At 63.0% G+C, this 12897-nt stretch carries 8 protein-coding genes; 3 read left to right on the top strand and 5 right to left on the bottom strand.

What is annotated here, in order from left to right:
- Window positions 1-159: 159 nt before the first annotated feature.
- Window positions 160-1950: a flavin monoamine oxidase family protein gene (locus ACK59H_RS00350; protein WP_060478159.1), complete on the bottom strand. Its 1791-nt coding sequence runs from the start codon at window positions 1948-1950 to the stop codon at window positions 160-162.
- Between the two features lie 225 nt (window positions 1951-2175).
- On the opposite strand from ACK59H_RS00350, the gene ACK59H_RS00345 reads away from it, so the two are divergent.
- Complete coding sequence (locus ACK59H_RS00345; RefSeq protein ID WP_060478160.1) at window positions 2176-3582, top strand: adenosylmethionine--8-amino-7-oxononanoate transaminase; 1407 nt, start codon at window positions 2176-2178, stop codon at window positions 3580-3582.
- 128 nt (window positions 3583-3710) lie between these two features.
- Window positions 3711-4430, top strand: coding sequence for a 16S rRNA (uracil(1498)-N(3))-methyltransferase (locus tag ACK59H_RS00340; RefSeq protein WP_060478161.1), 720 nt, complete (start codon window positions 3711-3713; stop codon window positions 4428-4430).
- Here the strand turns inward: ACK59H_RS00340 and trhA are convergent.
- Entirely contained in the window at window positions 4427-5044 is a 618-nt protein-coding gene (gene trhA, locus ACK59H_RS00335) for a PAQR family membrane homeostasis protein TrhA (RefSeq protein ID WP_060478162.1), read from the bottom strand. The two genes, ACK59H_RS00340 and trhA, sit on opposite strands and share 4 nt — an antisense overlap.
- A gap of 141 nt (window positions 5045-5185) precedes the next feature.
- Between trhA and ACK59H_RS00330 the strand changes: the two genes are divergently transcribed.
- Entirely contained in the window at window positions 5186-5437 is a 252-nt protein-coding gene (locus ACK59H_RS00330) for a ribosomal protein L7/L12 (protein WP_060478163.1), read from the top strand.
- Between the two features lie 35 nt (window positions 5438-5472).
- Here ACK59H_RS00330 and ACK59H_RS00325 read toward each other — a convergent pair whose 3' ends face one another.
- The 3 genes from ACK59H_RS00325 to ACK59H_RS00315 are packed head-to-tail and all read right to left on the bottom strand — an operon-like array spanning window position 5473 to window position 12859.
- Window positions 5473-5946 (bottom strand): chemotaxis protein CheW, encoded by a 474-nt coding sequence (locus ACK59H_RS00325; RefSeq protein ID WP_060478164.1) that lies wholly within the window; start codon window positions 5944-5946, stop codon window positions 5473-5475.
- The gene (locus tag ACK59H_RS00320; RefSeq protein WP_409264162.1) at window positions 5939-10825 is read right to left on the bottom strand and encodes an Hpt domain-containing protein; all 4887 of its coding nucleotides are present in this window, start codon (window positions 10823-10825) and stop codon (window positions 5939-5941) included. The genes ACK59H_RS00325 and ACK59H_RS00320 overlap by 8 nt, the downstream gene beginning before the upstream one ends.
- 9 nt (window positions 10826-10834) lie before the next feature.
- Entirely contained in the window at window positions 10835-12859 is a 2025-nt protein-coding gene (locus ACK59H_RS00315) for a methyl-accepting chemotaxis protein (protein WP_230849757.1), read from the bottom strand.
- Window positions 12860-12897 lie beyond the last annotated feature (38 nt).

The raw sequence follows: 12897 nt of genomic DNA, 5'->3' as shown, positions 1-12897 counted from the left end.
TCGAATAAAAGCTTAAAAAATTGCTGTGGATTATCAAATAATCCGATATTTAGTGTGCAAGTTTCCTATTAAGGAAACATTAACGGGGGGGCGGGGGAATAACCTTTGGATATCTCGGCCCCTTCGCAGCGTAACCCTGCAAAGAGGCCGAGATGAACATCAGTTGGCTTTGGCCTGATTATCAGTTGCCGGCTTTTTCGCTGGAGCGGACTTGGCGGCTGCCTTTTTCGGCTCGGTCGCCTTGTGCGCCTGCTTGGCAGCAGGCTTGTGTGCAGAGGCGTGCTTAGCCGGTGCAGGCTTCTTGGCCGCAGGTTTGGCGGCCGCAGGCTTGGCCGGCTCCTCTTTGGCTACTGCAGCGGGCGCAGCAGCGGCGGGCACAGGGGCAGCGGTAGCAGGAGTTGGAGCCTGAGCCGGTGCGGTATCGGTCGCCTTGGCAGCCGGTGGCGTTTTCGCCTCAGGCTTGTCATTACCGCCGAACAGGCGCGAGAAGAACCCGCCACTGTCCTTTTTCGTCGCAGCCGCTCCCGCTGTCGCTGCGGCTGCCACGGCGGCCGCCTTGGCGGGGTCGAACGACTTGCCGGCAAGCAGGTCCTGCACCTGGCTGGCAGCCCGCTGGCCGCTGCGCAACGCCCCCTCAAGGGTACCCGGGTAGAGCGCATCGGTGTGCTCACCCGCAAAAGCGATGCGCTGCACCGGGCGCTCCCACAGGCGCCAGTATTTGCTGATCTGACCTGGGCCGTAAGCCAGGTAAGCGCCACCTGTGCCCGCGTCGACGCTGTAACGCTTGACCTCGTAGCCGGTGAACGCGCCACGGGCCTGGGGATAGAACGCATGCAGGCGAATCAGGACCTGATCGACCATTTGCTTGTCGCCAAATGCTTGCAACAGACGGGCATTGTCACCCGACAGGTTGATCACCACATTAGCGCCGCCTTTGAGCGCCGGCTCGACCCACAGCATGCCCAGGCCAGCGTTACTGAAGATCTCGCCCGACATGCGTGCACGGCTTTCCCATACTGGCTGCTTGAACTTGAGCATCAGCTGGTCGCGCCAGCCGTAGTTGGTGCCTTTGATCGCGGCCATGTGCTGAGCGTCCAGGCCAGGGGTGATCTGGATCTTGGCCAAGGCCCGCAGCGGCACGGCCATCACCAGGTAATCGGCCTTGTAGTCGGCGCCACCAACCTTGACCGTGACACCGTCCTTGTCCTGCACGATCGCTGTCACTGGGGAATTGGTCTTGATGGTCTTGAGCTGCTTGACGAAGGCCTGAGCCAGCACCGGGCTGCCGCCAGGCAGCCGCGAAGCGCGCAGGTCACGGTCGCTGACGCCACGGTAGACACGGTTTTGCTGGGCAAAATAAAGCAGCGACAAGCGCGACGGCTCATCGTAACGGGTGCGAATCTGCTGGTTGATCAATTGACGTGCGGTAGCTGGCAGTTGCAGCTTGTCGAGCCAGCTGGACACGTTGATCTGGTCGAGCGCAAACAGGGTACTGGTCGCTTGCGGGTTCAGCGGATCGTCGATCGAGCGTGCCAGGTCATCGAGGGTTTTCTCGTAGCGCTTGATCGCCTCTGCCGTGGCCGGCTGCTTGGTGGCAAGGTCAGTGCTACTGAAGTATTCGCCGTCGATCAGGTAGCTGGGCGTGCGTACGAACTCTGGTGCCGGCAAGGTTTGCAGCTTGAAGCGGTCCAGGTACTGGTTGAGCACCGGCTGCGCCTTGGCATTGCCGATCCACTCGCTGGTGGCCAGGCCCGAGCGCCCGCCCATGCCCGCTTTGGCTTCCAGCACAGTCACCTGCCAGCCTTTGTCCTGCAGTTCGTAAGCGGCGGTCAGGCCTGCCAGGCCGCCACCGACCACGATTGCCGACGGTGTTTTGTCTTTCGCCAGTGCGGCCCCGCTGGACGCACCGATCAATACCAATGCGCACAGGCGCACCCAAGCAGCAGCCATGTCGGCAGACTCCGAGTTGAAATTACAGGGATGGGATGGGGCGGAAATACCCCGCAAGACATTGCGCTAAGAATACGTCAGCTGTCCGGGCCCTGCCAGCACGGCGATATCAAGTGCCTTTGGCAACTGACAATTTCGCCAACGGGCCGCTAATGGTTGTCCTCCCCCAAGGCTTTGCTTAGGCTTACGCGGTCAAAGCAGGCAGCAAAGCCAGGAGAAGTGCCGATGGGCCTCAACGATCAGTGGATGCAGCGCGACCTCAAGGTCCTGTGGCACCCCTGCACCCAGATGAAAGACCACGAGCAGTTGCCGCTGATTCCGATCAAGCGTGGCGAGGGCGTGTGGCTCGAGGACTTCGAGGGCAAGCGCTATCTGGATGCCGTGAGCAGCTGGTGGGTCAATGTGCTCGGCCACGCCAACCCCCGCATCAACCAGCGCATCAAAGACCAGGTCGACCAACTGGAGCACGTGATCCTTGCCGGCTTCAGCCACCAGCCGGTCATCGAGCTGTCCGAGCGACTGGTAGCCATCACACCGACGGGCCTGGACCGAGTCTTCTACGCCGACAATGGCTCGTCGTGTATCGAAGTGGCGCTGAAGATGAGCTTCCATTACTGGCAGAACATCGGCAAACCGGCAAAAAAACGCTTCGTGACGCTGACCAACAGCTACCACGGCGAAACCATTGCGGCCATGTCCGTAGGTGACGTGCCGCTGTTCACCGAAACCTACAAGGCGCTGTTGCTGGACACCATCAAGGTGCCAAGCCCCGACTGCTACCTGCGCCCTGAGGGCATGAGCTGGGAAGAACACTCGCGCAACATGTTCGCCGCCATGGAACAGACCCTGGCCGAACACCATGAAACCCTCTCGGCGGTGATCATCGAACCGCTGATCCAGGGTGCTGGCGGCATGCGCATGTATCACCCGGTTTACCTCAAGCTGCTGCGCGAGGCCTGCGACCGCTACGACGTGCACCTGATTCACGACGAAATCGCGGTGGGGTTCGGCCGCACCGGCACGCTGTTCGCCTGTGAACAGGCCGGTATTCGCCCTGACTTCCTGTGCCTTTCCAAGGCCCTGACCGGCGGTTACCTGCCGTTGGCGGCCTGCCTGACCACCGACAAGGTCTACCAGGCCTTCTACGACGATTACCCGACCCTGCGGGCCTTCCTGCACTCGCACAGCTACACCGGCAATCCGCTGGCCTGCGCCGCCGCGCTGGCCACGTTGGACATCTTCGCGCAGGACAACGTGATCGAGGCCAACAAAGCCCTGGCAACGCGCATGGCCAGCGCCACCGCGCACCTGGCCGAGCATGCCCACGTCGCCGAAGTCCGTCAGACCGGCATGGCGTTGGCCATCGAGATGGTCCAGGACAAAGCCACCAAGGCCGCATACCCATGGCAGGAGCGGCGCGGCCTGAAAGTGTTCGAGCACGCCTTGACCCGCGGCGCGCTGCTGCGCCCGTTGGGCAGCGTAGTGTACTTCCTGCCGCCATACGTGATCACCCCGGAGCAGATCGACTTCCTCGCCGAAGTGGCCAGCGAAGGCATCGACATCGCCACCCGTGACAGCGTCAGCGTCGCCGTACCGGCCAACTTCCACCCCGACTTCCGCGACCCGGGCTAAGCCACAGCCACCGCCGTCGATTCCATGGCAGCAGGTTTACCCGTGCGCACGAAGGTGGCTGCACCGCCGCACTCGCGGGTAAACCGCTCCCATGGGGTAATGTGATCCCTTTTCGTTCGAGCACAACCATGAGACTGTCCCGCTTCTTCATCGACGCCCCCTTAAGCCTCGGCGAGCACGACCTGCCCGAAGCCCAGGCCCACTACATCGGCCGTGTTCTGCGCATGGCGCCCGGCGACGCCGTGCAGCTGTTTGACGGTAGCGGCCAGGAATTTCTCGGCCGCTTGCTGGAAGTCGGCAAGAAGACCGTGCGCGTGAGCCTCGACCAGGCCCTGGCTGGCCAACCCGACTCGTCGCTGCACGTGCATTTAGGTCAAGGCCTGTCGCGCGGGGAGCGCATGGATTGGGCGATCCAGAAGGCTACCGAACTGGGTGCCAATGTCATCACCCCGATCGTCAGCGAGCGCTGTGAGGTGCGCCTGAAGGACGAACGTGCCGACAAACGCCTGGCCCACTGGCGTCAGGTTGCAATCAGCGCCTGCGAACAGTGCGGCCGCTCCACCCTGCCAGTGATCCACCCGCCAGTCACCTTGAGCGAATGGCTCAAGGGCACCGAAGCCGATCTCAAGCTAGTACTGCACCCGGTCGCCGAACCGCTGACCAGCCATGAAAAACCGGCAACCTTGGCTTTTCTCATCGGCCCGGAAGGCGGATTGAGCGATACCGAAGTCGAGCAGGCCAACGCCGCGGGTTTCAACGCAGCGCGCCTTGGCCCGCGGGTACTGCGCACCGAAACCGCGCCGGTGGTGGCGCTATCGGTAGCTCAGCAGCTGTGGGGCGATTTCTAGCGCACGTACAGCGACACTGCCACGAAGTGCATAAGGCTTCCGGCGATCACAAATAGATGCCAGATGCCGTGCCAGTGGCGGAAGCGGCTGTCGAAAGCGAAGAAAATGATGCCAACGGTATAGAACAGGCCACCGGCCGCCAACCAGGCGAAGCCTGCAGTACCCAGGCTTTGCAACAGCGGATTGACCGCCACCAGCACGATCCAGCCCATCACCGCGTAAATGATGATCGACAGCACGCGTGCCTCGGTGCGCGGCTTGATCTCCTGCAGCATGCCGATCAGCGCCAACCCCCAGACCACGCCGAACAGGCTCCAGCCCCACGGCCCGCGCAGGCTGACTAGGCAGAATGGGGTGTAGCTGCCGGCGATCAATAGATAGATCGACAGGTGATCGAGCTTACGCATGATCACCTTCGCCCGACCGCGGGTGCTGTGGTAGAGAGTAGAAATGCTGTACAGCAGCATCAAAGTGCCGCCGTAGATGGAAAAGCTGACGATTTTCCACGGATCGCCTTGCAGGCCCGCCGCGACAATCAGCCAGATGGCACCGATACAGGCCAGGACAGCACCGACCAGGTGGGTCCAGGCGTTGAAGCGTTCACCGTAATACATGCAGAAAAGACCTCTACCTTGAAACCAGGTTCCCTTCCAGCGCTCCTTCACCATCCCTACCTAACATAATTGCCAGTACCCGTGTGACTAGCCGTTCATTACATTTCCTTGAGGCACACATCACCCAATAGGAATTGAGACATGCATTCAGATAACCCAAATTACGCCAGCGAAAATAACTTGTACGCTGTTTGGCTCGATAGCGTTGGTCCAGACCTAATAGCCGTGATTGCAGCCGTACGTGAGCTCACCGGGTTGCCATTTGGCGATGCCAAAGCCTTGGTAGAGAGTGCCCCGGTGGCGATCGCAACCGAGATATCAAAGGACACAGCCGATTGGGCCAAGGCCAGACTGGAACAAGCGCGGGCCCAGGCAAGTGTGCGCCCTTCGTAAGTCGCAGTAAGTTGCCTGGCGCTCACGCCCGTCTGTTACTGGTCGCCGGGGGGCAACTGAGCGTCACGCACCAGCCGCTCCAGCCCTGCCAAGTCAGGCACCCGCGCCACTTGCTCGCCCACCTGCACGGCGGCCAATTCCAGGCTACCCAGTGGTACATCCACGTAGTTGAGTTGAATGTCGAGCTTGCACGAGCGAGGGATGTCCTGCAGCAGCACTGCCAGGTAGCGCAGGCCGGTGTCACCTAAGGCATTGAGCACCACGATTCGCGCCCGCTCGCCGCAGGGGGTTTGCCCCCCGCAGGCAGCCTCGAAACCGATCAACGGCAGGTGCTGCTGGCGCCAGTCGATCCAGCCAAGATGCCAGGCCGGGTCGCCCCGCTCGCACGTGAGGTTGCGCTGGCCAATCAATTCGACCACGGCGACGTTAGGTAGCACCAAGGTCCGGTCGCCCAAGGGCAGCAACAGGCCGGTCAGGCTGTTGCGCTGCCCTGCAAGCAGTTCAAGCATGGCTATGGCTCCAATGGGCGATGCTCTGCAGCAGCACCGACTCCTGATAGGGTTTGCCCAGGTAATCATTGACGCCGATGGCCATGGCACGGTCGCGGTGCTTCTGCCCAGTGCGGGAAGTGATCATGATGATCGGCAGCGCCTTGAGCCGCTCGTCGCGGCGAATGCGGGTGGCGACTTCGAAGCCGTCCATGCGCGGCATTTCGATATCCAGCAACACCACGTCCGGCCGGTGTTCCTGCAACAGGGCCATGGCATCGACCCCGTCCTTTGCAGTCAGCACGCTCATGCCATGGCGCTCCAGCAAACGGCTGGTGACCTTGCGCACGGTGACAGAATCGTCCACTACCATCACCAAGGTTGGCCGCTGGGCTGTCGGCTCGAACAGCGTCCGCTGCACACCGCTGCCAGCGGGCAAACGTGCCAGGCGCCGCTGCTGGCCACGCAGTTGGCCCAGCAGGTCGAGGATCAGTACCACTCGGCCATCGCCGAGCAAGGTCGCGCCCGACAGCCCCGCCACCGCGGCGAACTGCGGGCCGAGGCTCTTGACCACGATTTCACGGCTAGGCGACAGGCTATCGACCTGGATGGCGAACGACTGAGTCTGAGAGTGCACCAGCAGTAACGGCAACGGCACGCTTTGCCCCAGCAGCACCGGGCGCGGCAGGCCCTGCAGCAGTTCGCCCAGGTAACGTAGCTCGTAATCATGGCCAGCGTACACGTAGCGCGGCGTATCGGCCTGGTAACAGGCTGCCAGTTCAGCCGGTGGTACCCGCACGATACCCTCGATGGTGTTCAGTGGGATGGCGTATTGCTCCTCGCCCACGTGCACCATCAGTGCCCGGTTGATCGACACGGTGAACGGCAGGCGAATCAGAAAACGCGCACCCTTGCCCTGGGCAGACTCGATACTCATCGACCCGCCCAGTTGCTTGACCTCTTCGTGGACCACATCCATGCCCAGCCCACGCCCGGAGATCTGGGTGATCTTCTCGGCGGTGGAGAAGCCCGGGCGCAGGATGAACTGTAGAATCTCGTGGTCGCTCAACTGGGCCTGCGGGTCCAGCAGGCCGCGTTTGATCGCCTTGCGCCGCACCGCCTCAAGCGGCACACCTGCGCCGTCGTCGGTCATCTCGATGACGATGTCTGCGCCTTCGTGCAGCAAGTTGAGGTGGATGGTGCCCTGCTCAGGCTTACCTGCGGCCAGGCGTACCTCGCGCGCTTCAAGGCCATGATCGACGGCATTGCGCAGCATGTGCTCCAAGGGTGCGACCATGCGCTCGAGCACGCTGCGGTCCAGCTCACCTTCGGCATTGCCGACCACCAACTCGACCTGCTTGCCCAACTCACTGGCGACCTGCCGCACCACGCGCTGCAAACGCGGCACAAGGCGTTCGAATGGCACCATCAGCGTGGCAGTCAGGCCTTCCTGTAGTTGGCTGTTCACCCGCGCCTGCTGCTGCAGCAAGCTGTAGGACTCCTGGGCGCGCTGGGTGAGGGTTTCCTTCAGGTCGAGCAGGTCGGATGCCGATTCGAACAGTGCCCGTGACAACTGCTGCAACTGCGAATGACGGTCCATTTCCAGGGGGTCGAAATCTTCGTAGGCATCGCCTTCGAACGCTTGCCGGCTGCTGACCCGGCCCTGTGTTTCGATATCCAGCCGCAGCAGCTGGTCACGCATGCGCTCCAGCGTGGTTTCCATCTCGTTGAGGGCGAACTGGGCATCGTTGACTTGCTGTTCGATCCGACCACGAATGACCGAATGCTCACCGGCCAGGTTGCCCAGGTCGTCGAGCAGTTCGGCGTCGACCTTGACCATGTCGCCCGGTGCGCGCTCGGGGGCGGCGGCGGGCATGTCGCTTGGGGCGGTGTCGGCCAGCGCCTGGCCGGCGGCACTGTCGGTCAATGCGGCACTGCTGAAATTGCGGATGTAGTCGATCAGCGCGGTTGCGGCGTGCAAAGGCTGGCCAAGGCGCACGGCATCGAGCATGTGGGCCAGGCGATCATGGCAGTTCTGCAAGAGTGCGAACAGCGCCGCGCTCGGCGGCAAACGCCCGGCGGCAAGCAACTCGTAGAGAAATTCCAGCTCATGGGCCAGGTCGCCGATGGCGCTGATCTCGACCATGCGCGCCCCGCCTTTGAGGGTATGCAGGTCACGTAGCAGGTTCTCGACCTCGGCGCTGTTGCGCGGGTCGGCCTGCCAGCGCGCCAAGGCAGCGGCGGCGCTTTCAACGATGTCGGAGCTTTCTTCGAGAAAGACCTCGAGCAGTTCTTTGTCCCCTGGGCTGTCGGGTTCTTCATCCTGCTCCAGCGAACCAGGCAACGGTGTGACCGCCTCGGCACTGACCAGGCCGGTGGCATCGGCCGCCAGCGCGCCATCGAGCAACTCACGCAGGGCATCGACACACTCGGGTCGAGGGCTGGCTTGCTGCCCGGCAGCGACCTGGTCGAGCATGTCCAGCAACGCTTCGTGGGTTTGCTGGGCAACTGCGAACAAGCGCGGGCTGGCACCCAGGCTGCCCTCTTCTACCGCGCCGTAGACGTCCAGCAGTGCTTCGCACACAGCGTCCATCTGCCACAGATCCGCCAGATGCGCGGCGTGACCCAGGGTCGTCAGTTCATCGAGCAAAGTCTCAAGCGGCTCGCGCTGCCCCGGTTGTTGCTGCCAGCGCGAGAGTAAAGACTCGGCATCGAGCACGATGTCCATGGCCTGAGCCAGAAAGCTTGCGACCTGCTGCGGGTCGCGCTTGCCAGGACGGCTAGGGTGGGGCTCGGCATGCAGGCTGGCCAGGCGTAGATCCACCGCTTCGCCAACCTGTTCGATCAGTTGGGCCGCGCCGGCAATCGCCGCCAGTGGCGAGCTACCCAGCTGGGCCAGGCCTTGCACGAAAAGCCCATGGGCCGTTTGCAGCCACTGCAGCTCCTGCCCCTGTAGGGGCAGTTGGTGGCCACGGTACTCACGTACCAGGCGGTCGAAGGCGGTGGCAAGTTCGGCGATCGGCATGACCCCGGCCATGGCGGCGCTGCCCTTGAGCGTGTGCAAGGCGCGCTGCAGGCTGTCACTGACTTCGCGGTCAGCACCCTCCCCCCCTTGCAGGAAGGCCTCGAGGTCGGCCAAGTGCCCTTGTGCCTCGTTGCGGAAAATATCCAGCAGCTGCGGATCGAGGCCATCGACCGCAGCACTGGCCGGTGCGTCATTCTCGGCAAGGGCGTGCAGGTGGCTCGCCAGCTGTTCGACCTCGGTCAACTGTGGCAGTTGGCCGGCGGCGAAGTCGGCCAGCAGATCCGGCAAATGAACGAACACCTGCTGCAGCGCCACGGCGCCCTCCGGGCTCAAGGCGATACGCCCTTCCAGCACGCGATTGAGCAGGTGCTCCCCGCCCCACGCCAGCTCGGCTACCGCCTCGGCATGCACCATACGGCCGCTGCCCTTGAGCGTGTGCAGGTCGCGGCGCACCTCGATCAGGGCGTCGCGCAGGCTATTGTCGGCACGCCAGCGCAACCAGTGCCGCTCGATTTCCGGCAACAACTCACTGGCTTCTTCGAGGAACACCTCACGCAATTCGTCATCGATGCCATCACTGCCGTCATGTTCGAAACGGTCGGCATGGGTGCATTGCACGCCCAGCGCGGTGAGGCTGGTGCAGGCCACGTCCAGGAAAGGCTGGGCATCGGCCAGCGGGTCTGCGACCCGCCATTGCAAGTAGCATTCAGCGGCACTGAGGGCCTGCGCCAAGTGGTTCAGTTCGGGCTCTGGCGGCTCGGTCTCCAGGTGCTGAAGCCAACTTTGCACATAACTCGCGCAACCTGCCAACACCTCAGCGGCGGCCGGCAGCATCAACATCGCCAGCGCACCACGCACCTGCTGCAAAAGCCCCGGCAGCGGCTGCAGGCGCTGCTTGGGCCAGCCAGACTCAAGGCAATCGCCGATCAGGTCCTTGGCCTGCTGCAACACCGAAAGCGACTCGGTCAGCACCAATTGGCGAATCTCTGCCAGATCGGAACCCGGCAGGCCGCCCGGTGCCCCATCTTCCTGAGGCAGCACCATGCCGTTGAGGGTGGCTTCCACATACAACAGAGCACCAGCCACATCCATCAATACCGCGTCATCCACGGCGCGCTCGCCCTGGGCCAACGCCTGCAGCGCCAGCACCTGGTCGATGATCACCCGGCGTGGTTGCTGGAAGCCCAGCACCGCCAAGGTATCAGCCACGTGGCGCAAGGGTGCGAGCAGGGTTTCCAGTTCTTCGCTGTGCTGGCGGTCGCCACGCACGAACTGGTCAAGGCGTTCCTTGATCCGCATCAGGTCATCACACAAGGCCGTGACCACCGAGCGCAAGGCATCGCGCCCAGGCCCAGCCTGCAACTGCTCTCGCCAGTTACCCAGCGACAGGTCCAGGTTGGCCAGGTCATCGGAACCGGCAAAACGCTGCGCCGCACCGCTGATCAGGCTGGCTTGGGCCAGGGGATCGACACCACGGCAAGCGCGCAGCTGATTGAGCAATGGCAGCATCACCAATGGCAGATCATGGCGCGCACCGCGCAACCGTTCCAAGTACGAGGGCAATTGCTCAAGCCCCCGAAACAACGGCCCCAGGCAGTCCCCGCGAGGGCTGACCTGGCCATCGGCCAAAGCTTTGGCCAGTAATTCCAGCTCTTCGGCCAGGCGCGTGGCACCGCGCAGTTCGAGCATGCGCAGGCAGCCGTGCACCTGATGCAGGTTATCCACGACGAAAGCGAGTATCGACAGGTCATCGGTCTGCCCGGCAAAACGCTCCAGGGCCTGACGTGCCTGGCTCAAGCAATCGAAGATGGCGGCGCGGGTCCAGGCCAGGGCCACGGTATCTTGGCGCTCGGGGCTTACAGCGGCAGAAGCCATGGGCTTTCCTCAGCGTTGCTCGGCAGGAGCCGGCAGGGTGAACCCAGAGACCGAGCGGCGCATCTCACTGGCCATTCGCGCCAGGTGGCGGATGCTGTCGGCAGTGGCTCCGGAACCGGCCGAAGTCTGCGCGGTGATCTGCTGAATCACCGCCATGGTGTGGGAAATCTGCCCGGCCGAGGAGGTTTGCAACTGGGCGGCGTCGGAGATGCTGTGGATAAGCTCGGCAAGGTTCTGCGACACGCCTTCGATCTCCGCCAACGCTACCCCGGCATCCTGGGCCAGCCGGGCACCGCGCACCACTTCGGCGGTGGTCTGCTCCATGGAAATCACGGCTTCATTGGTGTCCGCCTGGATGGTCCGCACCAGCGCCTCGATCTGCCGGGTCGCCGAGGACGATCGCTCGGCCAGGCGCTGCACCTCGTCGGCCACCACGGCAAAGCCGCGGCCGGCTTCGCCCGCCAGGGACGCCTGAATGGCGGCGTTGAGAGCCAGGATGTTGGTTTGGTCGGCAATATCGTCGATCAGGCTGACGATATCGCCGATTTCCTGGGAAGATTCGCCCAGACGCTTGATTCGCTTGGCAGTGTCCTGGATCTGTTCGCGGATGTTGTTCATGCCATCGATGGTGTTGTGCACCACCTCGTTGCCCTTGTTGGCGATGGCCACCGAACGCTCGGCAACTTTGGCCGATTCATACGCGTGAGCAGAAACCCTGTCGATCGATTCGACCATGTCGCCAACCGCCTCGGAAGCCTCACTGATCTGCTCGGCCTGGTGCTCCGAAGCCTTGGCCAGCTGCCGTGCGGTGTTCTGCGTGTCCTGCACGGCAGCTGCCACCTGCTCGGCACTGTGGTTGATGGTGGCCACCAGGTCGCGCAACTGGTCGACCGAGTAATTGATCGAGTCGGCGATGGCGCCAGTGAAGTCTTCGGTCACCGACACCGTAACCGTCAGATCGCCGTCGGCCAGTTCTTCGATTTCATCCAGCAGACGCATGATCGCTTGCTGGTTACGCTCATTCTTCTCAGCGGTTTCCTGCAACTGGCGATGGGTAGTGCGGACCATCACCAGGCCGATCAGGATGATCGAAGCCAAGGCCAGCAGGCCCAGTGCGTACCCCCCGACGGTGTCGAGGGTGCGGCCACTGGCGAGGTTCTCGAACCCGTTGGCCAGGTGCGAGGCTTCATCGAGCAAGGTCTGTGACAGGCTGAAGATGTTTCCGGCCGCTTCGCGTACGCGAAACAGCTCCGGCGAAGTTTCGAGGATTTCATCCACCGAACCTGCCACGAACTGGAACAATTCGGCGATCTCCGCCAGGCGAGCACGGGCGTCGGTGTCTTCCACGCGGGTTACCTGGATGGCCGGGTTGCCGCCGAGCATGCCTTCGAGCACCTGGCCGAAGCGGCTGGCGTCGCGGCCAAAGGCATCGGCAGCCTGCGCCGCCGTTTCATCGCCAGCCAGGACCGTGTTGACCGAACCAAGGATGCGTTCGGCCAGCAGCAACTGGCGTTGAGCTACCACCACCTGATTGGCCGGCGCCCCGCTCTGCAGCAGGATTTCCACCACCTTCTCGTACTCGACCTGCAGTTGCGGCACGGTCTCGGCCAGGGTCGCAGCCACCTGGTGCAAAGACAGCACGGTCTGCTCGCTGGCCAGAATGGTATCGGTGTTCTTGCGCAGGTTTTCCCAGTCCTGGCGCACCGCCTCCATTTCATCGCGCACCGCCGCAGGCGCAGCAGGCAGGCCGGTAGACTTGTCACCCTCGCGCAGGTAGCTCCAACGCTGTTCGAAATCGTTGCGCGCATCGGACAACAGCTTGAACGCCAGGGCCTTGCCCGCTGCCGCCTCGGTGGCATTCTTGGCGATCCGCTGGGACAACACGCGCAGCTCGCCGGCATGGCCGATGTACTGCTTGTCGTGGTTGGCCTGGGTATTGAGGTAAGCGAAGTTAGCGAACAGCAGAATGATCGACAGAATCAGGATCACGAACAGCACGGTGATCTGCACGATGCTGCGCGTGCGTGGGGTCATGCTGGCAGGGGCGACTGGGGTGGCCGGCTTGTTCACGT

It is taken from the genome of Pseudomonas sp. KCJK9000 (assembly GCF_046230725.1).
GTDB lineage: Bacteria > Pseudomonadota > Gammaproteobacteria > Pseudomonadales > Pseudomonadaceae > Aquipseudomonas > Aquipseudomonas promysalinigenes.
Note: the sequence above shows the minus strand (reverse complement) of the source record. Positions and strands in the feature narration are given on the sequence as shown.